Genomic DNA, 26,845 nt, shown 5'->3' with positions numbered 1-26,845 from the left:
TCAACAGCCTAGCGCCACAGACCACGAGTATCGATGACGTCCTTGCCAGCCAATGCGGTAGCAGGGACGGTTTTGAACTGATCATGGTCAACAAGGACCACGACGGTGGAAGCCTCCTCAAGGGCCGCCTCGGTGCTGCACAAGGATACGTTGCGGATCCCGGTCAGGCCCTTGGGCAGTGCCTCAATGTGTGGCTCAACCAAGAGGAATTCAACGCCAGGAGCCTTTTCGGACAGAGACTTCGCGATCGCGATGGATGGTGATTCGCGCAGATCATCGATGTTGGCCTTGAACGCCAGACCCAAAACGGCAACCTTGCCGTTAAAACCAGGCGTTTCAGTAGACTTGATGACCTTGTCCACGACCCATGAAGGCTTTGCGTCGTTGGTTTCGCGTGCCTGGCGAATTAACTTGGACTCCTCGGGCGCGGCAGCGACGATGAACCAGGGGTCTACTGCAATGCAGTGTCCGCCAACACCGGGGCCCGGCTGCAGGATGTTTACGCGCGGGTGGTGGTTTGCCAGCTCGATGAGCTCCCACACGTTGATGCCGACCTTGTCGGAAATGACCGACAGCTCGTTGGCGAAGGCGATGTTGACATCTCGGAAGGAGTTTTCAACCAGCTTGGCCATTTCGGCGGTGGTTGCGTCTGTGACTAGGATTTCGGCTTCGCAGAAGATGCTGTACAGTTCCTTGGCCATCTGCGCGGCCTCGGGCGTAATGCCGCCGACGATGCGGTCATTGGTGACCAGTTCTTCCATAACGCGGCCGGGCAATACACGCTCCGGGCAGTGAGCAATATGGAGGCTCGCAGAGTCCAGATCGGGACGTGCGGCGAACAGCCGGTCCGCCATATGCTGGGTGGCCCCCGGAGGGGACGTGGATTCAAGGATGACCAGCTCGTTGCCGCGAAGCTGCGGGGCGATCTTGTCAGCAGCGGCCTCGATGTAGGACAGGTCGGCGCTGTGGTCTGCATTGAACGGAGTCGGCACTGCGACGATGTAGGCATCTGCTGCCGGGGTGTCAAAGCTGGCGCTCAGGGTTCCGTTGGCCACGGCGGCGGCAACGAAGTCACCGAGGGCTGGCTCAACGAACGGTACCTCGCCGCGGTTCACTGCATCGACGGTACGTGGCGTGACATCCACACCCTTGACGATGATTCCCTTCGAGGCGAGGATTGCCGCCGTCGGCAGTCCGATGTAGCCAAGTCCGACTACGGCAACTTCTTTGATACTCGTCACTATGACGTTTCCCCTTGGTGATAGTGGGCGTACCAAGGCATGAAGACAACCTAGGCACTGAAGTTCAGAAGGCTACGATTCGTAACCTCGAACAGAATACTGCATTCGTCCATTCATTGCAGTTTGTCGGTGATCATTTTGTAGGTCTCAGACAGTTTTCGGGCGTTCGCCGACCAGGTGCGCTGCGCAAGCATCTGCTTCCTCCCGGCAGCACCCATCGAAGCCCTCTTCGATGGGTCGTTTAGCAATATGCTAATTGCTCGGGCCAGTCTGTGGGCGTCATCCGCCGCCACCAGCAGCCCAGTTTCCCCATGAACAACGAGCTCTCGCAATGCGGGCAAATCCGCGGTGATGACGGGGACTTCGCAGGCCAAGGCTTCGACGGGTTTCAACGGCGTCACTGCTCGGGTTACCGAGAGGTCCCTGCGCGGAACCACGAAAATATCTAGCGCGCAGTGGTAGGTGCGGGCTTCGGCCCGCGGGACCCGACCGGGGAAAATACAATACTCGAAAACACCCAGCGATTTACTCAGTTCCTTGAGATTGTTAGATTCGACACCACTTCCAACTATTAAGACGCGTAGCTTGGGATTGTCGGGGATAAGTTCTGCAGCAGCTCGGATCAACAGATCCAATCCTTCATAGGCAACCAGGCTACTGACGGTGCCCACATACTGGTGCTCCGTGGAGAGCCCCAACATCTGACGTGCCTGCGTGCGCTTGATCGGCACTTCAAGAAACGCGTCCCCAATGGCATTGGGCGCAATTGAAATCTTGGAGCTTGAAACTCCTTGATCAACTAATTCAGCTTTCATGGCCTCACCCAACGTCACGACGTGGGTCGCTCGTGATGCAACGAATGCTTCCCGCTCCTTGAACAACTTATATCGTTGGGATGATTTCGCGCCCTCGGGCCGTGTTGAGGCCCAAGTATCCGCCAACTGCCCGCGGACTTCGTATACCCACGGCAAGCCATATGCTTCTGCCACGCTCATGACTGCAAGTGCATTGGAGAAATCAGTTGTGGTGTGCAGAAGGCTGGGTCGCAATCGCTCCACGGCATTTGCCAGGGCGTCAGCTTGCTGCTGGATCTTTGCTCGCAGATCCGACCGGTACTCAGTCGGGAGAATCCGTCGATAGGGGATGCCGTCAACGATGTCTATGGCTTTCGACCGAAATTTCCCGACTGAAAGGGGGTAGCCGGCCCTCGTGAGTACTTCGACTTTCCAACCCGCGCCTTTTAGGGAGGTCATGATCGAATGCGAGCGCTGGGCATATCCACTTCCCGTGTGGGGGAGGGAATTCGTGAGGAAGTGGAGGGCAGTATCCTGGCCAGATGAAGTAAATTGTCCGGCTTCACGGATATGGATTGTCGGCAAATCGCCCTGAAAAACCTTCATTTCACTTTGGTAATGACGAAGCTGTTTATTGGATGGTGGCACGACCAAAGCCAGGATATTGATCGCTTCTTGCATGTCACCCAAATACCAAGCGTGCCGTGCGAGTGTTCTGCACAATGCAACGTGCGACGAGACTCGGTTCTTCAACAGGTGTTCGGCGCTCACCGGATCTTGAATCGCAATGGCCATGTCACCCAACCGGGCCAGGATTCGATCAGGAAGAACCGATGTATCCAGCCGCCCAAGGTACTGGCCAAGCCCCGACGTGTTGCCTGACAGTAATAGTGCGGCGCCCCTGAGTCCGACGGCGCGTTTGGGGATTAAGCGAATAGATTTACCGGCAATCTCGGCCAGAAGTCCCGAGTCAAAACGTCGTGCTACCTGTAGAAAAAAGTAGATGGGATCATCAAGCACGTTGTCGCCGACGATTTTGGTGGTGGTTCGAAGGTTCCTCACCGCACAACTGAAGTTTTGTCCACTATTCATCGAGCCCGTTTCAGCCATGCCTATTCTCTCGCGTGATGATTGCGTCGATCAAATCCATGTACTTTTCGCCCAATTTTTCCAATGATGCTTTCTCAAACACCCAATTCCGACCTGTACTTCCGACATCAAGTTTCTGCTTGTCTGCGTACAGTTGCCGCCACAGGTCCACTATGTTTTTTGGATCGTGGTCTACGATGTCGCCTGCAGCTGCGTCGGAGATGATTTGCGCTGCTTCGCCTTTGACTATTCCGGTGATGTGGCGGCCCAGTGAAAGCAGCTCATAAATCTTTGAAGGCACCGTGTGATTGAAGCTGGGCCAATCGTCACGCAAGCTCACCACGCAGGTATCCGCCCATTCATAGTGAGATCGAAGTGCATCGCCTCGAGCCGGTACGTGGAAATCGATTCTTGCGTCGATTTCTTCTGCGTAACGGCGTAGGCGATCACTAGCGGTTCCACCGCCAACGATCCGTAGTTGTACGTGGTCAGGCACCATAGTGGATGCCAGAATCACTGATTCCAGTCCTTGGCTCTCCCCCAGATTCCCAAGATAGAGCACATGGAGTCTTGAATCTGTGCGTTTTGGACGATCGTGGAGCGGTTCAAAGTTTCTGGTACTGATCCCGTTGTGAATCGTTTGCACGGCGCGTACGCCGTCACGAGTCAATATGTCAGCGAAACCGTCCGTCACCGTTACGACGACTGTCGCGCGACGTTGAACGGCACGGACCGCCCAGTGCGCCAGCCGAGTCAACCATTTCCACCGAAGGATTCGTGAATCCGAGATCAAGTCCGGCCAGGCATCCCGCATTTCCAAAAGAAGCGGTCGCCTAAACATGGTCGCCACGATGAATCCGATAAACATTGTCGGCAAGGCAGGAACGGTTGCTATCACTATGCTCGGCCGCGCCTGGAGCAAAGCCCTTGGAAGCATCAAGGCGCCATCGACGATGTTTTTGGCGATCTTGCCGGCGATGTGGCTCGGCTTCTTCATGGATGGATAACTACGGATCTGCTCTCCGTGTGCTCCAACCTCAATTGAGCGTGAACGTCGACCGGACGAAGTGGAGTCTAATGGCGCAACTGTTCTCGGGGTTACGACGTTCACTCTCCAGCCAGCCATACGCATGACGTAGACGAACGAATCCCAACGCCGCTGTGGTGGCGATACCTCCGGAGAATAGGAATGCGTCAGCAATAGAACGCGCACGGCCCCCACTGACATCTTCCACCTATCTCGAGGAGCGCTTGCCCCACTTTTTATTCCTCGATTCTACGACAAATTCATTCAATGTCGTTCCGTAGCCAAGGCCGACTCCGTGCGGCAACCTAACCTTTGAAAGAAAGAGACCAAGTTAGAACATGATGTGCTGTTCATTAAGTCCGAAAGACGACACCACGCCAGTCGCGAGCAATTCAGTCTCTTCTATCGACCAAGTATGATTTTCTGCCTGTACGGAACGCATCTGCACAAAGTTGAAACGGTCGGCTGAATATATCGTGCCTCCGCCATCAACTACACCTCTAAGGAAGTTGGTGTCCTCTCCCCTGCCCAATTCTAGGAACGGTACATGTTGCAGCATTTCACGAGTCGTGAAAATTGTGGGCCCCATGACCATGTCCGTGAACCGATGCTCTCGCTCCTCGAAGCGCAGCAATGTGGCGTTTCGATCAGCCAGATACATGTAATGCGCCTGCTTACCCACAACATTCGCCCCGCTGTAGCGGTGTGCTGCGGCCTGATCCTGTAAGTAATTGGCACCGTAAAGGTCGTCGTCGTCCATCTTAGTGGCGTAGTCCCCCGAAGCTGCGGAAACGGCAAGGTTGAGGCAGGCACCGAGCGGCGTAGTTCGCGGCTGATGCAGCAGGACAAAGTTGTCTATTCCGAATTCCCGGGCCTCCGCGCGCACCGCTCGCTCGTCGAGTTCAAATCCATGGGTAAGAAGCACCAGCTCGGTATCGACGTTAACCTGTTTGCCGACAGTGGCAAGGATATGGCTGATTTGCTGCGGCCTGATCGTAGAGACTAGGGCAGAAATACTCGGTGTCCGCGTCATTGAGAACGGCAGGGAGGAATCGACCGGGATTCCTGCAACCTGAAGCACTTGCTCAGCGCGGTGCGCATACGTATGTTGCTGCCAGATCTTGCGTTGGCCCAAGTGAACAGTTCGATCTCGCAGTTCTTTACTGCGTACCAAGGAACGGATCATGCTCGCAGATTCCGCGCGACTACCGACGTCCAACACTTCCGATTTGTCAAAGAACTCGGTAATCGCGCGACTGGGTGCGGTTACAACGGGCGTGCCGGATGCAGTGATTTCAAAAATTCTTCTCGCACACATGCTTGGTGAATCAACCACGGAGTTCACATTCAGGAATACCTTGTAAGCCTTGTACGCGGTGAGCATTTTTTCATAAGGGAGGCTCCCCACGACACTGTCGTTGAATGGCGCAGGGAATTGATAGTTTGCTTCCCCACCCAGTTGCCTAGAGAAGATTTCAAGCCCGTGGTCCATGTTTCCTGATACGTCTAAAGCGCCGGTGAGAAGCATTTCCATTTGTTCTCGGCGTTCCGGAAATTTGTGGGCAAAATACATTCCCGCAAATGCTACGTCCCTGGCCTGAAAGCCTCGTTGCGGACGGATGGGATTGTGAATCGCGGGCTGGGCGGCAAAGCTCAACGCGTGAATACGTTCATGACCGAGGTCCAACTTGTACCGGTCAATTTGGGTTGAGTCTGATGTAAACACCGTGTCAAAGAGCCTGGCGGTGGCCAAAAAATCCTCGTAGTGTGGCGGGTCTTCCTTGTTCCAGAAGACTGTGGGAATATTTTGGGACTTGCACCAGGAAACCAGTTCCACGATGGCAGGGCGAGGGGCTGAAGATCCTGTTAAATGATAGGACCAGGCCTTGTCGTTTCCTGCCCACGCCGACTCGACGAAAAGAAGATCCACAGGTTCGGCCGTCAGATTCTGAAGCCATGTATCAGGTTTGACAAAGACGCAGTCCCATTCGTAGCCCCAAGCCTGCGCCGAAAAATCGTCCAAAATAGCTGCCACGCGAGGCCTGGCCCCAAGTGCCGGTTTCCGGTTTGGTTGAAGGGCTGGAAAGTCCAACAGCATTCGCCCATCCAATGAGGTACGGATCTTGCGACCCTCAATGTTGTTTGCGCCGTTGTGCGCCAGAACGGATTGCCGACGATTCCAGCGGTGCAGCTGTTTCAGCCCGCCTTGTCGAAAGTGCCAAAGAGCTACCCGCAGATTCTTGATGATAGTTTCCTAATGCCTTGTATGCTGACGACTTTAATGTGCCTTGCCGACTATGACAGACCAACTAAGTGTAATAGATACATTTATCACCGGGGTTCGCAGGGCCATCCCTTCGGGGAAGGACATGTCAAGTCAATACGCTGGTCCAGCACGAAGACGCCTGCTCCCGAAGGAAGGCGGTGCGTACCTGCGGGAGCAAAGCTTATATTCCTCGCAGGTCACCGAGTGGCGCAAGCTGCGCGATCCCGGTGTCCTAAAGGGCAAGAAGGCCTGGGAGAAAATCGGAAAGTTGTCCCCGGAGTAGGCCGAGATTGCGCGTCTGCGCCGCCAGCTGGAGGTTAGCAAGGGCCTGTTGAAACGATCCGAGGCAGCGCTTGGTGTGATGGGTTACGCCGATGTTTGCCTGATGGTTTAGGTCAGGAGCTGGCTGGCCAGGAATAGTTCGACATAATCCGAAGCCGGATGGATACTTGTTCTTCCGATTTTCTCCGGAAAGACGCCAGCCATGGGCCATCCGTTTAAGGTGGTTGTCGTGGGGCCCGATTTTCATGTGTTTTCTAGCTGGGTTGGGTTACTCGCCCGGCGCCGTTTCGCACCAGCTGCAGTTTCTCGTCCACTCATCGCGGTGGATGGCTGAACGAGGCGTTGCCGTGCAGGTGCTGGCGCTACATAGGACACGGGTATCGTCGAAGTTGTGTAAACAAGCGGTAGCACCTGAACGGGATTCGGAAAGCACCTAGATCGGCCCAGCGTCAGCTCACGGCACCGGCGAAGGCACGATACAACCACTGCGGACTGCCTGGCTGGACCCAGCAGTGTGCTGGCGCGTGCTGGACACCCATGCTTATACCGCCGGTGCTCGACGTGCGTCACCCCGACCCACCCGGACCGTTGGCCAGGCGGGCCAGGACTGCCGACGGTCGCCGGCGGCCGTATGGCGTCTTCCCCGGTCGCTGTTCGAGGATCGCAGCAGAATCAACCAGCCTTGTGACGGCGGTTCGTGGTCGTTGGCCAGGTGACGTCGACTGGGAGCCACCCCCGAGGCATCGATGCCACCAGCGCGAAGGTGCCATCCAATGCCCACTCTAGCGCTACCGCTTCATTACACAACCGCTACGGACTGCTCCGCTCTAACACCCGGAGCTTTTAGTAACGATGAATGACTTCGCCTGCTCAGATATGTTTTTAGGGGCTTGCCACGACTTTGCGGAAGCCCTGAATACGGGCAGACGCCGGCCGAGTCGAAAGCCGTCGCATCAGTTGGATCCCTGGCGATCGTACGACAACGCCATGGCTGAGGCACTGAACTCGGTGTACAAGGCTGGGTTGATCGACCGACGTGAATGGTCCGGACAGGTTGAGGTCATGGCTGAGACTTCGCGTTAGATTGGCCAGCACAACTTCAGGCTGCGGCATTCAACCCTTGGATACAGGCCGCTGGATGAGCTTCATGAACAGTGGTCCAAACTCTCGAACACGGAGGCTGCAGACGCTTAGAAAATCTAACTAAGAACCCCCTAGCAAATCCAGTGCTTAGCACATCCATAGTGAAGCGAACGTCATAGTTAGGTGTTTGGCCTGGTCATGGGCATTGGGGCATGAATTTACCGACCCCTGCCATTACGAGCAAGCCCTTTTCACGCATCCGGCACGTCTCGGAACATACCATTACACGGCGGCGATCTCCAAATAGGCAAGCAATTTGCCCATGGCTCCCCATGTATGGTTGACGGGTTTGTCCTGTATGTCGAGCTGTCTCCGGGCCGCGTCAGCCAGATGTTCGACCATATCGCCCGACAGGCTGGTCTGTTGAAGCGCCGATTCGACCATCGCGGACACTGAATCACGGGTGATCGAACCTGCGGGAACGAAACTGGGCACCAATTCCAGCAAGGTCTTGCTGGGACCGATGGACACCTTGTCAAGATCGCCGTCGAAGACGTAATGAGGTACGTCCTCGCCCGAGAGCGGACCACCGAGCTCGCGAAGACGATCATGAACGTACTCGCGGGGCATGTTCTTCTCGAGCTTGTCATACTCGAACGATGCCAGCCGAACATCTGTGATGATCGTCATGTCGGCCACGGGGTTGACCGGGCGGTCAAGTACGGTGGCAGGGGTGACTCCGGGCATCTTGTTGAACCCGGCAATACGCGGATCCATTAGAGGATGCAGGCTGAATTTCGTGAGCGACGTCCCCCGTGAACCGTGGATGGGGCTGCGGAAGGCGAGGTAGTGCCATTCAGCAGTGGCCGGTGCCGCGAAGTCGAGGCCGGTAGCCTCGCAGAAATCTCGGGTTAGACGGCCAAATCCCTCGCCCCAACGCGGGTTCGCATTAAGGACAGATTCCTCGATGCTCTCCAAGCTTCGGGGACCGAAGAATTTTGTGAACAGCTCTCCACCGTGGCCGGAAGTCGAGAAGTATCCCGGCTTGTCAATTACCAGATTCGACTGTGCGATCGGATGATAACTCGCGATATTGTTGGCGTACCATATCCGCAGGGCATTGGCCATCCGTTTGGTCGGGGGGCGATGCCCCACTTCCACGCCGAGATGGAATCCGATCTCTTCAGCAAGCTTGGAGCTCACTTCGAAATCACGGTCGTTCCATGAGCCCACCCTAGCCGTACTGAAAACACTGCGGCTCGCACCTTCTTCAGTGAGCAGTGCAGCGCCCAGGATGGCACGCGAGTCACCGCCACCGGTCAGCCCGAGGCGATACCCATATAGCGTCTTCGCTGCGATGGCACGGGCAACCCCGGCGATGTCAAGGGTCATCGTGCGCATGACATCCACGTACGAATCCGGGTCGAAAGAAAAGATCTCCGGCAGGTTTCCGAAATGGATAACCGCCGTCGAAGCGGGAACGTCCAATTGCAGCACAATCCGCGATCCGGGCGTCAGGTAGGTGATCTCTTCGCACAGCGTCTGGATCGAAAACGTCTCTGCGGTGATTGAGTGACGGAACAGCATCGCCTGGGCAAAATCCTCATTCACCGTCACTGGCAGCCCCATCCTGCGCCTGGCCTGCTGGATGACGAAGCTAGAGTCTGACGCGATCAGCAGACCGGCCTCACGCGAGACGTAGAGCGGCAACGACCCCATAATGTCGTTGTGCATTTCGAACTCGTCCCCTAACCAGTTCGAAGTAATGAAGCACCCACTGGAGCGACGGATCGAATTCGGTTGTACAGAATGTGCGGACACAGAGATCCGATGGCGCTCTGTGTCCAGGGCGAATCCGGAAAAAATGCGCCCATTCTCCGGATCCACATCATTCCGTGGCGACGTCGAGACCCACATAAGACGCCACTGAGACGCAATCGAGACATCAATGTGCTCGGCCTCGAAGTGCTCGATCCACCTCAGAGACGACTTAAGTGCCTCGAGACGCTCCGTGGCTGACTCATGATAGACAACTGCGAGGAAATTCGTCAATTTGGGCCCCTTGGGATCTGTTAATCAAACGTTACGCGTGAAAGGAAGCGCATTGAGCTTGTCGGTCAGGACATCCCAGTCCGGATTGGCAACAACCGCGTCGAAAAGTCGAACGAAAGATTCCTTGTCCGGGCCGAGATGCCCCTCACCCAAATAGGGTCGCAACACTACAAGAGGCAAGTCGTCGTGCACAACGTCAAGAAAGGGCTGTAGATGTTTCTGCACGTGATCGTGATCGCCTTCGTTCTGAAGGTAAATGATCTTCGCATCCACCCCGTCCCGGTCATACATGTCAAGCACCGAAGAGATCAGGGGCAACCGAGGCAAATCTTCAAGTGGCACATTCCAAGCAGCTTCGAGATACCACCGCACAGCGGACTCCGTGAACAGGGGGAAATTCGTCTGGGGATTGGAAACGATGGCGGTTGCCCCTGGGATCCGGCAGGCATGGAAAAGCGAGGTAAAGCCACCACCGGAGGGACCGAACATGATCAGGCGCGTACCTTCAGAGATCCCTGCAACCAAGGTGGTGAGCTGGTCCTGGAGATCCGTCTGCAACCGATTCCCCGCATACCATCCCAGACGGAGTTCCTCGTGAAGGATGATCGACGGGTCCGAGATTAGAACCCTGTTCACACCCAAACCATCGGTCGTAGATTTAGCAGCCCATGCCGGAACGTGTTTGACCTTGGGTGACGAGGACCCGCTGAAGGTGACGAACGTCGTGTCAGTTCCTCGCCAGTCGTAGAAAAAATGTAGCGGCAGATCGCCAACCTGAATCTCGACCGTTCCACGGACACCATCTCGCTTCTGGAGGAAATCAGCAACACTCTCGAACCGTGCCGGAGGCTTTGCCGTGCGAATCTCACGCATGTTTCGTGTCCCTTATCTTCGCTGTGATGTCAGCGTTGTTATGTCGTATCGAATGCACTGGAAAAAAGCCACGGTCATGTGGGGACATGACCGTGGCCTCGCAACGAAATCAAATGTTCTGAGCGATGCTTTCCTTTAGCACACGGTAACCCTCTCGAGCCTCTCGATAGAGGCCACCACGCACACGCTGATGGATACGCGCTGGATACTGCGACAGGTGCTTGTGGAGGTTTGGATCGGTGTAGCTAACGAGCATCTCGGGACGCTCTAGCATGCGGAGGAAATTCTTATTCTTCGGCGTGACGGACATTGCCACAGCCGGCACGCCATACATGGTCGCTACAACCAGACCGTGGAACTTAATCGTGGCGAGGGCCGAGACCGAGGAGATCGCCGCGCAGAGCTCGTCCAGGGACTCGCTGTGGATGATCTCCTCGCCTTCCTCGGCGATGAGCTGAGCTCGCTTGAGATCGTCTTCACCGAGGGACTTAGTCGCCAGCACAAGGTGTTTGATCTTGTAGTCCATGGCTTTGGCCTCGTCGATGAGCTTCCGCACGTGCGACATGTCCTGGTCCAGTGAGCGATGTTCGCGCATTACCACACCGAGGGTTTTCTCCTTTGGCGGGGTCGCCGCTGGCCTATCGAGTGCACACACGGGGTCCGGGTACCACTTCAGCTTGTCGCCGGGTTCGAGGTTCTCCTTGATCCACTCGTAGCTCTCGACATCACGAGCGACAATGAGTTTGCAGTTCTCATGCTGTACGAACTTCTTGTACTGCGCGATCACGTTCTCACGTCGGAAAGATGCACGCGGCACACCGAGGCCGAAGATGAAGGTTGGCTTGTTAAGCCACGCCATGTCCCAGTACAAGTCGGAGACTCGCAGTGGATTCAGCAGATCACCACCGCCAATGAGGACACCGTCAAAGCCCTCCACCAGTTCGGCAACGGGCTTCGAGAAGTACGGTGTAGCCAGTAAGTCATTGGCAACCACCAGTTCATATTCTTTACCCAGGTGTTGTTTGTGTGCTTCGAGGAAGAGTTCGTCACCGAAGTTACCCCAGCCGAAGTAACCGACCATAGCAATACGTTTCATGTTATTGTTCCTTTCCAGAATTCTGGAGTTCATAATCCTCAAGTCGCCGCTCGTAGAGGTCGACGATCTTGGTCAGAATGTTACGTGCACGCGGCTGATCACTATCGGTGACCAATTCGAGACGCTTGAGATACCAGTTCGAAATAAAATTATCGAGGTGGTGCTGCCGGTACAGGTCCAGCAGGTCCAGCCTGCGTAGAGTATCGACCTGCGCTGTTTCCATGATCATGCACTTATCGAAGTACCGGACGTCGACCGAATTCGTGACGGATCCATCGCGTTCGGCGTAATAGATCAAGTGCGCTCGGTCCGTGAAGACAACCGATTTGGCCTGCGCCAAGACCTCCCACCCGAACAATGTGTCTTGCCCTGCGGCACGCTCAACGAAGCGCAGGTTGTTGTTGCGAAGGAAGGTGCGATTGATTATTGCGGCCTGAGTGGACACAACGGGGAACTTACCCGCTTCGAAGAAGACCTCTTTCGGATTCTTCACGAAGTTGTCACTGCCTCGTGCGTGACGTCCTGTGGTGGTATTTTGGTGGGCCACTTTGATCTGGTACCCACTGACGAAATCGACGGCTTCCTCACTCTCTGCACACTTCCGGTACAGATCGAGGAGGACATCGTAGCCCGCCTCCGAAATCTCGTTGTCGGGATCCAGGAAGGTGACCAGATCACCTCGTGCGAGGTCGATGCCGCGGTTACGCGGACGTGAGGCGCTGCCACTACCACCGTCGCCGAACCTCTCCACCCGGACGTTGGGCATCCGCTCTAAACGGGCGAGTGCGGCTATGGTCAGATCATCCGTGGAACCGTCGTCAACGAGCAGGATCTCCATCCTTGACCATGATTGGTTCCGCATAAGGCTCGGAATGCACTTGGTTTCCAAGTACCGACCGTTGTTATAAACAGGGACGATGACGGAAAGCTCTGGATGTTCGGATACCGAATCCGCGAATTCACGATCAATGTACGCTCCGAAATCCAGCTCGTACGGATCCACCACGTATCCTCGTCCGTTCAGACGTTCGAGGTCCCCCGAGACGAACAACTCCACATCCGCATGGTCCGTGCTCAACATGACTGTGGCAAGGTCGGTGGCTTCACCTACGAACTCGTGGATCTCCGCCTCCTGGTAGACACCGTCGATGAAGCGGGCAGCTTGGCCGACGAAGTCGATGTCGGCGTACTTAAACGCGTTCACCCGCGAGGTCAGGTAGAACGGACCGTATTCGTGGGCGTCACCCATACGGGTCACGTAGCCATAAGTACCGGAAAACAGAGCGTCTGCAGCAGCTTCTTGCGACACGACCGTAGCTTCCACAAGGAGCTGTTTGCCGACAATCCCTTCGATATCGGCCACGTTTCCGTCGGCAATAACTAGTACGGTGTTCGACCGGCCCACAGAAGTCGGCAATCCAACTGTTTCCGCCATGCTCGAGACCACCGCGTAGCTGGTCTTGTCATGCATGACGTAATGCATGGCTCGTTGCGCCAGCTGCCGTTCGAAGTGGATTAGCTTGGTATCCACAAGGCTCGGCAGCGGATTCTGCTCTGCCACAATCCGAACCTCAGGGAACTTGTTGAAAACCGAACGTGCGTAATTCGAGACGAGGGATTTACCTTGGGCCTGGAGCTCGTAAACACGCATGGCGCACATCGTCGAGCTGCTCTTGACCGAGTTGAAGTTCAGGCTGTGGCGGAAGAGTTTGTGGATCTTCTGAAGCAAATCGTGGGGGAACGGACCGATAATCGAGTCCTGGTACATCTCGGGGAAGTCATAGCCCTCCAGTTCAAAGTTCCGGTCAACTACGAGCAGGTTTTCCCTCGACTCGGGAATCGAGTTGAAAACAGTCTGCATATCGAGGCAGCGTTCCGGGTAGCGTTCCGGATAAGATCCGGCGAAAAACGACTTCGGGATGTCGAATCGGAAGGACCCGACGGGGTTATTCACGATGGGGTTAACGCCGTACTCCCCGTAGTAGACACGGTCGTGTCCCAAGTGCACCCGATAAGAATCGATTGATTCAGCATCCGAGGTGAAGATGAAATCGAACTTCTCAGCCACGGGAAGGAAGTAATCGAGGTTCGGCGGGTCCTCGATAGACTGGAAAACGGTAGGAATGTCTCGGGACTTTGCGTATTCCAGAATGTTCTCGAGCGCCAACTTCGGCTTCTCCCTGAACTTGACTCCCTTCCATTCCTCGTCGTTCATGCCTTTCCAGCACGTCACGTAGAAGATCGCGTCAAGGTCCTTCTCCGCTAGGATCTGCGCATGGTTATCAGGCGATAGATAAATGGCCTCGTCGAAAACATCTCGGTAGAAGTTGAACATGTATTCATCGGTGATGAGCCCGACGGATGCAGGGATCTTCCCGTAGTGGTGCGATCCGTTAGTTTCCGGGAGCGAGCGGGCCATGGAGGTCAGTAGTTCCCGAACCATTCTCTCCCGATTGGAGGAGATGGGTTCACTCGTCCGAGCCGAACCGGTAACCTCGGCGGCACCAGTCTGCTCGGGCGAGGCCGCCAGATTAAATAGCTCCCGGGACAGTGCCTTGACGGAGTGAGAAATCTCGGCGGCACGTTCCTGGGCACCAAGGATGGTCCCAGCAGTTTCTTCGACGATGGCGGAGCTTGTTTCGACGTATTCGACGAGCGGCCCCTGCTTCTTCGAAATCTCTGCAGTCGTCGCCGCGCTGAAAGAGCTGAACTCCACCGCGCCGCGGCCCACGAGTCGCATAGCTATGAGAATGCACCCAGTCCCCCGCCGTAGCGTCACCCGGGCAGTGGAATTGATCTTGACTGTGATCTCACCCAGTCGATTGCCTTCGCGATCGTATTCGAGAACCAAGAGACTGGGACGAACCTCGCCTGTCCGCTTGATCTGCGAGGAGATGTGCAAGGTCCGGTGCATTCCGACTGTGAAGGCGTGTGGAGTGCGGAGCCGCTTGAAGTCCTTGTCGTCGCCGTTGGCGACCAGGTACACGGTACTCTCCTGAGACGTGATTACCTTTGTCCGATTGCTCTCAGAAATACGCATGCATACAGCTGCTGCGTTCGATGCAGTCCATCGATTCAGCGCAAGGATGTCACCGTTAGCGCCAATAATTGAGAAAGACATTTCCTTCATTTCTTCAGCATGAGCTGAGGATTGTTACTGCGTTCGAAATCGTCCCAAAGCCGCGTTTGACTGGCGGTCAACACATTCAGGTTCTCCGTCATTTCCCGCTGTGCGGCTTGGGATTCTGCCAGCCTCTTGGAAAGTTTGTTCATCTCTGTTCTCATGCGATCGGCAGCCGACCTCTGCTTGAACAGAATTCCGAGAACCGCGGTCAGGATAAATACCAAACCACCGAGGAACGCGAGGGTTGAGAGTATGACGTAGACCGGCGTGTTGCTGACCAGAAGGATTACGATCCCGGCGATGAAGAAAAGTGTAGCAACACCGGCTAGAAGAGCGACTTGCTTAGTTCGTCTCGAACCGAATCGAATTTTTCGCATTTCTTCAGCTGTCCAATCACACGGTTTCGGTAGGTCCGGCGATCGATGCACGCCGTTTCACAGCAACTTTATACGCTGCCAAGAGGGCGTCAAAATCGGCATTGGCTTCACTGTAACCCACAAAATAAAAACTAATTCGAGGTTCCGACTTTAGGCAAAGGAGGTTATTCACGCCAAACAGCACCCAGCTAGCGTCCCGCTTCCTATAGCATCATCCCAGCACCCGCATATAGCCACTGCACGCCGCACCCTCCGCGACGTCTTCACCCCACCACCGATCCTCGACATGCTCGCGGCGACCGACCTGTAGAGCGCCAAATTGCTGTGAAACGACCACGAGGCTTCGCCAGCACAGGTTCAAGCTGCCCCAGAATTTGCACCGACTACGTCGCGATCGGTCCGTTGTTCTGTATTTTCGCTGAATGGATGGCCTTCAAATCCATGACCAGCCGCCTCGACGGTAATCCGGCCAATTGTTGAAGTTGCAGGCCAATCGCCAGCGCCGCGTACACCACCAGTCAGATTTGGCTAGATGGGAACACGCGTCCGCGCACCCTGTGTGTAATCTCGCAACTTCGCAGTCACTAAGTCTCATCTCTTCGTACACAACTGATCTCGCGACTTGGTGTGTCCTGCCTAAGCACTTTGTGGACGTCCTGTCTCAAAATTCATAGACAATTCACGCTTCGTTTTTCTGGCAGATTCAATGCGCGAACACCCCGTTGCCACCGCGCGTACGCGCCACGATCATCAACTACGAGCCCATCCTGCCCGCACTGACGATCAGCAAATTCTGCAAATCCCAGAAAACTTCCCGCAGTATCTTCTACCTGATCCGTGCCCACGCCACCGCCGAATCCGCAGCAGGCCTCCACGTCCGTCCTGCACGACGCTGCGGACTCGAGGTCATCAACGAGCGGGTCCGCATCCGCAAACAGCTAGAGAAGGACGGAATTGACCGCGGTCCGAAACCATCAGCTACGAAGCGACCATCCAAGATTCTTTCCCCGGCGGACGTTCCCCATCGATCGTGACCATGGCCCGGCTCCTGGCCGGGGTTGGCCATGTTGGCCGTACCGCGCAAGCCACCACAATCCTCGGATCTGCCCCTTGCAAGATCAACGGCCATGGCCTTTCGCCATTTGGATGCCTTCGCATACCAGACAAGCAGGAGCCATGGGACGTCCAGAGAGCTGCTCGGATAATTCGAGGGCATTCAACCAGCTGCGCATGGGCGCGATCCTGTCCGTCGAAGTCCTACTTGCCTCCTGCGGCTCCATGCCAATCACCAGGCTGCAGGGGAAACCGGCCACCCAGGGCCAGAACGAACACTCCACCAGACGCTGACCAGGTTCCTCAATTCGAACCGGCCGGAGACCCTGGAGCGGCTGCGGGAGCGAATTTCCCGGTACCGGGAACACTGCAATGACCACCGGTCGCATCAGGCCCTCGAGCAGGCCACCCCCCACCACGTGGGAAAACATAAAACAGCACGTCCCGGCGACCCAGCCGATCCCGCTGGTGGATCTCCAGGTGAAGGGATCCCGTTACCGGCAGGCCTGCAAGCTGCGAAAGTACGAGCTGGGACGATCCAACCTGACAATCTCCAAGAACGGGCAGGTCCTCGACTACGAGTACGACGCCGTCGAGGAGGCTGGCGGGTAGGCAACGCCTCCGGCGATCTACCAGCTGGTCGTTGAGGTGACGCTGGCGAACCGGCAGGTCTATTACCAGTGCCACCACGTCTCCCTGCCCACCATTTTCGCCGGGCGCCGGTACTACTGGAGCATCTCAACGGAGGAATTTCTTCTCGCCGACCCCGACACGCTCGAGGTCGTGTTCTCGTTTCCGCTGCCCATGATGGACCTGGACGGGCGCGGAAAAGTACGTGGACTCCTATTCCATCCAGGGGGTCCAGATGCAAATCCCGACCAAACAGTGGGAACGATTAGATGCCCGTTTCCACGAAGAATTCTCGATGCAAACCTAAGCACTGCCGCCGTATTTGAAACCCAGGAGTTCACTTCCTAGGTGACAGATATCGAGAGGTATTTGTGTACGAAGCCAAGAGACCTTGTGCCCACGATGTGGTGAGATTCCATGTCCACGAAGTGATGGTCTTATACACTGTCGCCGGAACAGCACTACCAAGAGACGCTATTTAGCGCCTGGCTCCTGGATCTGCTGCCCGGACGCAGTGACAAGGCCTACGCCGACCGGCTCAAGACCCAACCCGAGGGATCCGTGGCCGGGATCCAGATCGCGACGCTGTATCCGATCCGCGGCTACCCAACGCCATCGACAAGCAACTCCCCAAAGCCATCGTGGACCTGGACGCCTTCCACGTCGTCAAGCTCTGTAGTTCCATGGTGAATGACATCCGGTGCCAGGTCCCGAAAGAGACCACACGGCAGCGGAGAGTGCGCCGACACTACTGGGGCGTCCCGCGAGCTCTTCATCCATTCGATTAACGACAAACAGCAATGGGACCAAGCGCTGGACTAGCACGGAAACCAACGGCATGACGCCTGGGTCATCGGCGCCACGAAGGTGATCGAGTTGAAAGACAACCTCGAAGGCACCTGGCTTTACTTCCGGGCCGAACCATTGCATCCCGGGGCCATGGCCTCACTTTTCGACGTGGACGGGCACCGGGTGACGGAACTCCTGACCAACTCAGAGCGATACAACGTCGCGTTCCTAGACGCCCGCCACCGAGCCCGGTCGGGGTGCGAAAACCATATCAAGACGCCTAAGAACACCCGACTGGGCGAATTTCCTCTTCATGCCTTTGCCGCCAACTAACTCTGGGCGGACCTGGCCATGCTCGCGGTGAACCTGGTGTCCTGGATGCCGTTGGCGATCCTGCCTGGAGGTCATGTTGCCGGGATCTGGGACATGAAGCGGTGGCGCTATCGCCTGTATTCGATTGCCGGGAAACTCATCAGCAGCGCCCGCCGAACTATGCTGCTGATCCCGGATTCCGCACCCGATTTACTCCCGTTCGCCACGCTGATCGAGGGAGCTTCACAATTGCGCCAAGGTTGGGGCAGCGGGCTCCTTGCGGCATAGGAATCCACACGGCAAGAAGCCATTCGAGTCGAAAGAACACCGCTCCCCGAGAGATGGATCCCTGTGTCTCAGCCCACTACGTGGCCATCCCAGCATGCTCGAAACACGTCCGGCCGCCGAGCCCGGCAAAACCATGGAATAGGCGGCCGGCCTGCACCCGGCGAAAAATCGAGGCTAGTTCTCGCTTTCCAGTTCCACTAGGCGGGCCGGTTCGGAGACATTCAGCTCCGGCTCGGCGTCGCTGTGCGCTTTTTGTAGTGCTTCAGCCAAAGAGAAAGCGCCTCGGCCCCCGCAGTACGCATGCAGCGATCCGCGCAGTTCGACTTTGGAGAAGCGATCGAAACGTGCCGACCAGTCCTAAGCCCGGCTATCATCGTATTTAGGGAAGATCGGCGCCGGAGGCGGCAACTCCGTGCCTGCTACGAGCGCTGTGTCGAAGGAACCGAATTCCCGCGCTGACCCTGCCGACTGGCCGAGAACCTCCAGCAACGATGCTGCAGCTGCTGGCATCACGGGCTGGACGAGCAACGCAACGCGGCGAACCACCTCCAGGGTCACGAAAAGAACCGTTTCCATGCGCGCCACATCCGTCTTGCGGAGTACCCACGGCGCTTGGTCAGCAAAGTAGGCATTCGTATCGCCCAGAACGGCCCAGATGGCTTCCAATGCCTTGCTGAATTCCTGGCGAGCAAATGAGTCTCGGCAGATTTCAAGCAGTTTGCCTGCCTCTGCCAAAATCTTCTGATCCGCGTCCGTAAGCTCTCCCGGGGTTGGTACAGCTCCCCCACAGTTCTTGGCGACCATTGACAATGACCGCTGTGCCAAGTTCCCCAAGTTGTTGGCAAGATCAGAATTCATTCGTCCCACAATGGATTCGTGGCTGTAGCTTCCATCCGCGCCAAAAGGAACTTCCCGAAGGAAGAAATACCGGACTTGGTCCAAACCATACTGGGAGATGAAATCTGCTGGGGCAACTACGTTGCCCAGGGACTTGGACATCTTCACGCCGTTGTTGTGAAGGAAACCATGAATCATCACGCGCTTCGGCAGCGGAAGCTTTGCAGACATCAAAAATGCTGGCCAATAGATCGCGTGGAAACGCGAAATGTCTTTACCAATGACGTGGACGTCTGCCGGCCAATACTTCTTGAACGACTCCGATTCGATGTCGGGGAACCCCGTACCGGTCAAGTAGTTGGTCAACGCATCGACCCACACGTACATGACGTGGTCCTTGTTCCCGGGAACCGGAACGCCCCAGTCAAAGGTAGTCCGCGAAATAGATAGGTCTTCCAGTCCCCGTTCGACAAAGCGGATGACTTCATTGAAACGGGTGTGGGGTGCTCCGAACTCGGGCTGAGATTTGTACAGCTCGAGAAGTTTGTCCTGGTAAGCCGAGAGGCGGAAGAAGTACGATTCTTCCTCGGTCCACACGACCTCGGTGTCGGTTTCGTTGGAGTATCGAAGGCCGTCTTCGCGTACCTCAGTATCGTCCTCGGCGTGGAACGCCTCGTCACGCACGGAATACCACCCGGCGTACTTGTCCAGGTAGATATCCCCGTTGGCTTCCATACGCTTCCAAATGGCCTGCGCGGCAGCGTAATGGTCCGAATCCGTGGTGCGAATGAACCTGTCGTAACTGATGCCCAGCTCGTCGTTCATGGCTTGGAAGGCATCCGAGTTGCGCTGTGCGAGCTCTCGCGGCGTGATTCCCTCGCGTTCGGCTGTCTGTAGCATCTTTTGGCCATGCTCGTCAGTACCGGTCATGAAAAACACGTCATAACCGTCAAGGCGCTTGAACCGAGCCATGGCATCGGTGGCGATCACCTCGTAGGCATGCCCAATGTGTGGCACACCGTTTGGGTAAGAAATGGCGGTGGTGATGAAAAACGGAGTCTGCTCAGAAGTCACCATAGAAATCTATCTTAGTTTGTCCCCAATACGCCCATCGGGGACTCCTATGTGAGTTGGTCGAGCTGGTCCCAGAAGGCAACACGCAGGGCACGGCGAACATCCTGCAGATCCGTCTTCCATTCGCCGAGACGTTGCGCGCAATCCTTGAGCAACACCCTGTCGATTTCCGGGGGCAGGAGCGGCCGATCGGACATCAGGTCTTTCAACTCGGCCGAGGTGGTGCTGGCGTACCAATTCTTGGCCACGCTACTCCCCACTTCCGAAGCTACATCCAAGGCGCTTGCGTCAGTGCCCGCGACGCCGGCAAACCCCGAAGTTTGTTGCGTCGAGCTATAGACTAGCTGGTAGTCCGGCTGCACCGGGGCATGAGGTTGCACCGGAGCCTGCAACTTGGGACGCTGGTTCAGCAGTGCGGGCGTGGGGGGCTTGGGTCCGGCCGGCTTCGGAGCAACCGGCTGTAGAACAGCCTCGACTTCAGCGTCCTTCGCCGCCGTGCCTGCACTGGCGATAGACGCCGTTTGGGCGGCGTGTCCGGGGTCCCACGCCACGGCCTTCACGAACGAACTCTTGATCAGTTCCTCGGGCAAGGTAATGATGCTGTCAACGCGCAGGGCGAGGTGCTCGGCAACCGAGGCCACGCCCAGACGGTGATCAGCCTTCTCGACGCCGATCAAGACGACCTTCATGCCTAGGTCCTGGGCCTCTTCCACGGCCTCAGCTAGATCGTCATCGCCAGAAACAAGAAAGGCAACCGAAGCTGCACGGTTTCGGGCAATGCCAACCAGATCCAAACCAAGTTTGAGGTCAACGCCCTTCTGTTCTCCATTAAAGGAAATTCGGCCCAATCGAACCTTTACTCCGGGTATCAGCCCGATCCGCTTGTGCTGATCCGTAAAGATTGCGTCCTTGGACGCGTCGTACCAATAGATTCTCAGGTTTTCTAGGCCGCTGAATTCCTTGGCCGTCTTGAGGATCCCGTCTATCAGTGCCTCATAGTTGACCGTAAATGCGGCACGTAGCGTTGTTCCGGAGGCACGGTGTCCCCCGATGGCCAACAGGAAACTAGCATCCACGAAAATTGCGCTCTGAGACATCATCACTCAATCCTATGCCGCGGAAAAGTTCCCCCTGAAAAGCGCGCGGATCACCTCGGTGATTTCTTTCGATATCACAAAATAGCCAACCGGTCGGCACTGCACATAGACCTCACAACCACGTGATTCGTGACCACTGGATTTCATCGCATTTCAGTGCTTCACTCGGCCGCTGTCCGACGCGGACGCCAGGCTGGTCGCTCAAGGTCAAACAAAAACGTGCCCCGATGCCAGCCTGGCAATCCCCCTGATTCATCGTCAGGAAAACCGCCAGCGGCACGCGAGGCACGCTCGTAGTGCATACCGGGAGTGCTAGTCCTCGAGGTTGATCTCGCGGGCCACGGTGGCACCAATGGCGGCACGAACGATGTCCAGCACGCCGGCCGGCAGCGCCGAGTCAATGGCGAGCACTGCAACCGCCTCGCCTCGTTCCTCCTTGCGTGCGACCTGCATGCCCGCGATGTTCACGCCCTGCTCGCCGAGGACGTTGCCCAGGGTTCCGATGACGCCCGGGCGGTCGGCATAGCGAAGAACGATCATGTGATCGGTGACCGGGATTTCGATTTCGTAGCCGTTGATGCCGACGAGCTTTTCGATCTGCTTTGGACCGGTCAGTGTGCCGGCAACCGCGAGCTGGGTGCCTTCGGTGGATGCGCCCTTGACGGTGAGCAGGTTGCGGTATTCCGGAGAATCCGGGGTGGTGACCAGACGAGTGGCCACGCCACGCTGTTCGGCGAGCACCGGGGCGTTGACGTAGGAAACCTGGTCGGAGACAACGTCCATGAAGACACCCTTGAGGGCGGAAAGCTCCAGGGCCTTGACATCCAGGGAGGCGATTTCGCCGGCAACCACCACGTCGATGCTGGTCAAGGAACCAACGGTCAAGGCGTTGAAGATGCGCCCCAGCTTCTCGATCAGCGGGATACCGGGGCGAACGTTTTCATCGATGACACCGCCGGCAACATTGACCGCGTCCGGGACAAGTTCCCCGGCCAGTGCCAGGCGAACGGATTTTGCCACGGAGACGCCGGCCTTTTCCTGGGCTTCGTCGGTTGAGGCACCCAGGTGCGGGGTGACGGTAACGTTTTCGAATTCAAAGAACGGCAGGTCCGTGCTCGGTTCCTGGACGAAGACGTCGATGCCGGCCCCGGCGATTTCCTCGTTCTTCAGCGCCGTGTAGAGAGCGTCCTGGTCAACCAGACCGCCGCGGGCCACGTTGATGACGTATGCGGAGTCTTTCATCTTGGCAAAGGCGTCCTTGCCAAGCATGCCCACGGTCTCCGGGGTCTTGGGCATGTGGATGGTGACGAAGTCGGACTGTGCCAACAATTCCTCCAGGTCCACGAGGGTGACGCCGAGCTGCTGGGCGCGGGCCGGGGTGATGTACGGGTCGTAGGCAAGGATTTCCATGCCGAAGCCCTGCAGGCGCGCGGCCACGAGCGCACCGATACGTCCCAGACCGATGATGCCGGCCTTCTTTTCGAACAGCTCGACTCCGGTGTAGGAGCTGCGCTTCCAGGCGCCGCCCTTGAGCGAGGCGTTGGCGGCCGGGATACGGCGGGCCAGGGAGACAATGTGGCCCACGGTCAGTTCGGCGGCCGAAATGATGTTGGAGGTCGGGGCGTTCACGACCATGACGCCGGCCTGGGTGGCGGCCTTGATATCCACGTTGTCCAGGCCAACACCGGCACGGGCAATGACCTTCAGGTTCTTGGCTGCGGCGATGGCTTCGGCATCGACCTGGGTGGCGGAACGCACGAGGATGGCATCAACGTCGGCAATGGCAGCCAGCAACTGGGAGCGGTCCGCACCGTCGGTCTGGCGAATCTCGAAATCGGGACCCAAGGCCGCAATGGTTGCGGGCGAGAGTTCTTCGGCCAATAGGACGACTGGCTTATTTACAGACACGGGGGTGGCACCTTTGCTATTTCAGTGGGCTGGATGCATGGTCCGGGATCGTCCGGACCAGAAAGGCCAGAATATCGCCCGCCCCGTCATATGCCCGGTTCCACGGCGGGATGTTACGGGATCACGCCGCCATATTGTGAGCATCTTCACATGAGGTTGGATTCGCCAAAAAAGTATGACGCATCGCCGAGTGTGGGTGTTGGGCCGCCCACTTAGCTGCCGATTGTGGAATCGCAGGTGGCAGACCAACCGGAGGCTTCGTCCATGAGCGGCAAGATCCATAACCGGAATACGGGGTGAAAGGGTGGAACGTATTTTTCAGCTGCCGCCAGAAAACCGCCCACCTGTGTTGGTCCCCAGGACTCACGGATTGTATTCAGGCCCCGCGGACAACGACCTCTCCCGCTTTGGCGTGTTCCGTCCCGAACACCAGGTAGCGATTGGCAATCTTCTCGGTGAAGAACCGGTCGTGGCTGACCACCACCACGGCGCCGGGGAAGTGAAGAAGCGCGCGCTCCATCACCTGCGTGCTGGACATGTCCAAGTGGTTCGTGGGCTCATCAAGGATCAGAACCGAGGCACCCGAGAGAAGACACATGGCCATTGCCACCCTGGCACGCTGGCCGCCGGACAGGTTTCCAATTCGGTTCTTCAAGTCGGCCTCGGAGAACTGGAACATGGCCAGGAACCGGTTTACTGACTTCTTCGTCGCGCTAAAGGCCAATGAATTCGGCATGGCATTGACCGCGTGGGTCACGGTGTCGTCCGGATCTAGCTCGTCAAGAATCTCGTTGTAGGAAACCACCGCCGCGCCCTTGGTCCAGGTCACGTATCCTGAATCCTGCTTTTCATGTTCGGTCAGAACACGAAGCAGTGTGGACTTGCCGCTGCCGTTCGCACCGAGGATCACCATGCGGTTTCCGCGGCGCACCTCGAAGCTGAGCTCGGTGAAGAGTGTTTTCTCGCCATAGGCCTTCGACAGGCCCTCGACCCGGCAGAGGGTGTCCTTGATGTGCAGGCCGCCGTAGATTTCCGTGATGATCTTGTCCACGGGGCGCGGGGAACGCGACTTCTTGATCTTGGAAAGCTTGTTATCCAGGCCCTTGCTAGCGGCCTTGGCTGCTTCTCGGCGGTCAGAGATTCCTTCGGCTTCAAAGGCCAGGAGTTCGGACTCGTGGAGGAACTGCGATTCGAGGGACTTGAGCTTGAACTGCTTCGCCACCACGTACTCGGCGAAGTTTCCCGGGTATTCGTGAAGGTGGAAATTCTCCACCTCGATGATTCGTGTAACCACCGAGTCCAGGAACTTGCGGTCGTGCGAAACAATGATCGCCGCACCCTTGAATGACTTGAACCAGTTTTCCAGCCATTCAACACCTGCAATATCAAGGAAGTTGGTCGGCTCATCCAGCAAGAGCACATCCGGGTCCTCGAGCAGGATCTTCGCCAGCGCTGCACGGTTGCGCCAGCCACCGGAGAGAGAATCAATGGGGCAAATCCTATGGGCTTCGTCAAAGCCCAATTTAGTGAGAACAGTGTCAATGGAACGGGGGTAATCCCAGCCATCCAGCCGATCCATGGATTCAAAGAGCTCGGACTGGCGGTGAATCAACCGATCCATTTCATCGGCCTGGGGATCGGCGGCAATAGCCGTATCAATCTCGGCTAGTTCCACTTCGATGCTCTTGACCTCCACAAAAAGTTCATCAAGCACCTCGGTGATGGTGGAGGCCCCATTGAGTTCTGAGAACTGGGAGAAGTAGCCAATCTTGGTTCCCAGCTCAACCGCGACCGTGCCGGCGTCCGGTTCAACTTGGTCGAGGATCAGTTTCAGCAAGGTTGACTTGCCCGATCCGTTCCTGCCAATAAGACCGACCCGGTCCCCCGCTTCAAGCTTGAAGAATGCCTCGCGCAGGATCTGGTTGTTTTCGAATCGCACGCTGACGTCGTTTAGCCGGATCAAGCTCATGGTGGTGTGGTCCTATCAAGAGTGTTGGTGGTGGAAAGTCGGGCACGTTCCCCCTAGGGGGTCCGCTCGGTGAAATGGACACGAGCCAATACCGCGAAGCACCATCACTGATTCTACAAGGCCGGGTACACCCCCCCGTCGGATCGGCCAGCACGGCCGAGCATGGTGGCGCGATTCCTGTTCGAATGCCAGACTGGTTGGAGGAGGCGTGCCGTGTCTGCAAATGAATTCACCGGTTCACGCGACAGTTCTGCCCACGAACAACTTGTCTGGGACTACATCGAATCACTGCCAACGAGTGAGATCGACAACATCATCGGTCGCGCCGAGCGCAAGGTCGAGAAAATCGCCTACGGCATGCTGATGGCCGGACGGCCCATCAACCTCAAAATCCGTAAACGGCTAATCCAATCGGCGATCCAGCGTGAACTGAACATCCGCGCAGGATGACACCCAGTGAGTTCCCCTGCTTCGGGAAACGAAACGTGGGGCCTACTCGACCAGCGGCGCGCCGGTCCCTGAATCTCCGTACGTCTCCACATGGATATGGTCCAGGTGCAGCGTCGTATCGTTCCACATGTTGACGAACTGTTGGCCATATTTGCCGGATTTCGAATACTCTTCCCATCCCTTTGTAGGTCCCAACCAGATTTTGTCATCCCAAATCAAGTAGTTGACCCCCAGCGACTTGCGGTTGGCAATCAAGAACCGTGCAATTTCGTTGCCATTGCTGATTCCCTGGGCGCTCTTGTAGTTCTTGATCATGAGGTCCGTCGCCCGGCCGCTACTGTGTCCCACCGAGCCCGGCCGAACGCCGCCATAGGCTGAAACGTAGCCCGCATACCTTGCTCTCACTGCATTATTGACTGCCACGGTGTCGGGTTGGAGCGTGGCAACGACCTCCTTGGCGAGGTAGTCCTCGCTCATCCATCCGGTGCCAAGGCTGGTGACCACGCGGGCCCATCCGTTGCTGGATTGCAGGTAAGTGACTCGGTCGCCGGCCTGGACCACGCCCAAGATCGGGTGCACAATCGAATTTCCCGTGCGGAGGTTTACGTTGCCCTTTGCCCAACGGTACTGGGTGGTTACCGGCGGCGGTGGCGCCACGGTGGAGAGGTAAACAACGCTCACCCAGCCGGTCCCCTTGCTGGTCTTGACGTTGGCCCAGCCACCCGAGGTACGCCCGAGCAGGATTCGCTCGCCCTGCGGAACAACGCCAATTGAGCCATGGCTGGTTCCGGGACCCGAGCGGAGGTTTAGATGCGCCGTCGTCCAGCGCGGGGCACTGAATACGATTTCGTTGGGCTTCGATGGGGTCGGCTTCACAACCGGCGGCTTTGGAGCCACGGTCGAAAGATAGTCGTCGCTCACCCAGCCCGTGCCCTTGCTGGTCTTGACATTGGCCCAGCCACCGGAGGAACGTCCGAGCAGCACCCGCTCGCCCTTCGGAACGACACCAATGGAGCCGTTGCTGGTACCGGGACCCGAGCGAAGATTCAGATTCGCCGTGGTCCAGCGCGGGGCACTGAATGTCACAGTGGGCTTAGGCGGTAAAGACTGCACCATCTTGGTGGAAAGCTTGCT

Annotated in this window: 16 protein-coding genes and 3 pseudogenes; 5 read left to right on the top strand and 14 right to left on the bottom strand. The window is 57.0% G+C overall.

The window, feature by feature from the left end; translation table 11 throughout:
• Positions 1 to 8: 8 nt before the first annotated feature.
• From wecC to AC6CHY_RS11520, 4 genes are all read right to left on the bottom strand, one after another.
• Entirely contained in the window at positions 9 to 1,241 is a 1,233-nt protein-coding gene (gene wecC, locus AC6CHY_RS11535; RefSeq protein ID WP_498226769.1) for a UDP-N-acetyl-D-mannosamine dehydrogenase, read from the bottom strand.
• Positions 1,242 to 1,354: 113 nt separating this feature from the next.
• Positions 1,355 to 3,145, bottom strand: a complete 1,791-nt coding sequence (locus AC6CHY_RS11530; protein ID WP_498226768.1) for a glycosyltransferase family 4 protein — start codon at positions 3,143 to 3,145, stop codon at positions 1,355 to 1,357.
• Positions 3,138 to 4,250 (bottom strand): glycosyltransferase, encoded by a 1,113-nt coding sequence (locus AC6CHY_RS11525; RefSeq protein ID WP_498226887.1) that lies wholly within the window; start codon positions 4,248 to 4,250, stop codon positions 3,138 to 3,140. Before AC6CHY_RS11525 ends, AC6CHY_RS11530 begins: the two co-directional genes overlap by 8 nt.
• A gap of 232 nt (positions 4,251 to 4,482) precedes the next feature.
• Positions 4,483 to 6,186, bottom strand: coding sequence for a glycosyltransferase family protein (locus AC6CHY_RS11520; RefSeq protein ID WP_498226767.1), 1,704 nt, complete (start codon positions 6,184 to 6,186; stop codon positions 4,483 to 4,485).
• A 334-nt stretch (positions 6,187 to 6,520) separates the two neighbouring features.
• On the opposite strand from AC6CHY_RS11520, the pseudogene AC6CHY_RS11515 reads away from it, so the two are divergent.
• Positions 6,521 to 6,784, top strand: a pseudogene (locus AC6CHY_RS11515) (IS3-like element ISAar46 family transposase); the annotation flags it as partial.
• 1,280 nt (positions 6,785 to 8,064) lie between these two features.
• On the opposite strand, the gene AC6CHY_RS11510 reads toward AC6CHY_RS11515, so the two are convergent.
• The 5 genes from AC6CHY_RS11510 to AC6CHY_RS11490 form a co-directional block, all read right to left on the bottom strand.
• On the bottom strand, positions 8,065 to 9,516 hold the full coding sequence (locus AC6CHY_RS11510; protein WP_498226766.1) for a hypothetical protein: 1,452 nt from the start codon (positions 9,514 to 9,516) through the stop codon (positions 8,065 to 8,067).
• 342 nt (positions 9,517 to 9,858) lie between these two features.
• Complete coding sequence (locus AC6CHY_RS11505) at positions 9,859 to 10,707, bottom strand: hypothetical protein (RefSeq protein ID WP_498226765.1); 849 nt, start codon at positions 10,705 to 10,707, stop codon at positions 9,859 to 9,861.
• 109 nt (positions 10,708 to 10,816) lie between these two features.
• Positions 10,817 to 11,803, bottom strand: a complete 987-nt coding sequence (locus AC6CHY_RS11500) for a polysaccharide pyruvyl transferase family protein (RefSeq protein WP_498226764.1) — start codon at positions 11,801 to 11,803, stop codon at positions 10,817 to 10,819.
• A gap of 1 nt (position 11,804) precedes the next feature.
• Complete coding sequence (locus AC6CHY_RS11495; RefSeq protein ID WP_498226763.1) at positions 11,805 to 14,789, bottom strand: glycosyltransferase; 2,985 nt, start codon at positions 14,787 to 14,789, stop codon at positions 11,805 to 11,807.
• A gap of 140 nt (positions 14,790 to 14,929) precedes the next feature.
• The gene (locus AC6CHY_RS11490; protein ID WP_498226762.1) at positions 14,930 to 15,304 is read right to left on the bottom strand and encodes a hypothetical protein; all 375 of its coding nucleotides are present in this window, start codon (positions 15,302 to 15,304) and stop codon (positions 14,930 to 14,932) included.
• Between the two features lie 701 nt (positions 15,305 to 16,005).
• On the opposite strand from AC6CHY_RS11490, the pseudogene AC6CHY_RS11485 reads away from it, so the two are divergent.
• The 3 genes and pseudogenes from AC6CHY_RS11485 to AC6CHY_RS11475 form a co-directional block, all read left to right on the top strand.
• Positions 16,006 to 17,294 (top strand): annotated as a pseudogene (locus tag AC6CHY_RS11485) (integrase core domain-containing protein).
• Positions 17,295 to 17,544: 250 nt separating this feature from the next.
• A complete protein-coding gene (locus AC6CHY_RS11480) occupies positions 17,545 to 17,775 on the top strand; it encodes a transposase (RefSeq protein ID WP_498226886.1) in 231 nt (76 codons plus the stop codon).
• Positions 17,750 to 18,376: pseudogene (locus tag AC6CHY_RS11475) on the top strand (transposase); the annotation flags it as partial. The gene AC6CHY_RS11480 and the pseudogene AC6CHY_RS11475, both read left to right, overlap by 26 nt.
• 357 nt (positions 18,377 to 18,733) lie before the next feature.
• Here the strand turns inward: AC6CHY_RS11475 and metG are convergent.
• The 4 genes from metG to AC6CHY_RS11455 all read right to left on the bottom strand — a co-directional run bounded on the left by metG (position 18,734) and on the right by AC6CHY_RS11455 (position 25,261).
• A complete protein-coding gene (gene metG, locus AC6CHY_RS11470; protein WP_498226761.1) occupies positions 18,734 to 20,290 on the bottom strand; it encodes a methionine--tRNA ligase in 1,557 nt (518 codons plus the stop codon).
• Positions 20,291 to 20,334: 44 nt separating this feature from the next.
• The gene (locus AC6CHY_RS11465; protein WP_498226760.1) at positions 20,335 to 21,384 is read right to left on the bottom strand and encodes an NYN domain-containing protein; all 1,050 of its coding nucleotides are present in this window, start codon (positions 21,382 to 21,384) and stop codon (positions 20,335 to 20,337) included.
• A gap of 312 nt (positions 21,385 to 21,696) precedes the next feature.
• Complete coding sequence (gene serA, locus AC6CHY_RS11460) at positions 21,697 to 23,292, bottom strand: phosphoglycerate dehydrogenase (RefSeq protein WP_498226759.1); 1,596 nt, start codon at positions 23,290 to 23,292, stop codon at positions 21,697 to 21,699.
• A gap of 376 nt (positions 23,293 to 23,668) precedes the next feature.
• Positions 23,669 to 25,261, bottom strand: a complete 1,593-nt coding sequence (locus AC6CHY_RS11455; protein WP_498226758.1) for an ABC-F family ATP-binding cassette domain-containing protein — start codon at positions 25,259 to 25,261, stop codon at positions 23,669 to 23,671.
• Positions 25,262 to 25,474: 213 nt separating this feature from the next.
• Between AC6CHY_RS11455 and AC6CHY_RS11450 the strand changes: the two genes are divergently transcribed.
• Entirely contained in the window at positions 25,475 to 25,711 is a 237-nt protein-coding gene (locus AC6CHY_RS11450; RefSeq protein ID WP_498226757.1) for a hypothetical protein, read from the top strand.
• Between the two features lie 42 nt (positions 25,712 to 25,753).
• Here the strand turns inward: AC6CHY_RS11450 and AC6CHY_RS11445 are convergent.
• On the bottom strand, positions 25,754 to 26,845 hold a 1,092-nt coding region (locus AC6CHY_RS11445; protein ID WP_498226756.1), incomplete at its 5' end, for an SH3 domain-containing protein.

This window comes from Paeniglutamicibacter sp. GQ140 (genome assembly GCF_059759235.1).
Note: the sequence above shows the minus strand (reverse complement) of the source record. Positions and strands in the feature narration are given on the sequence as shown.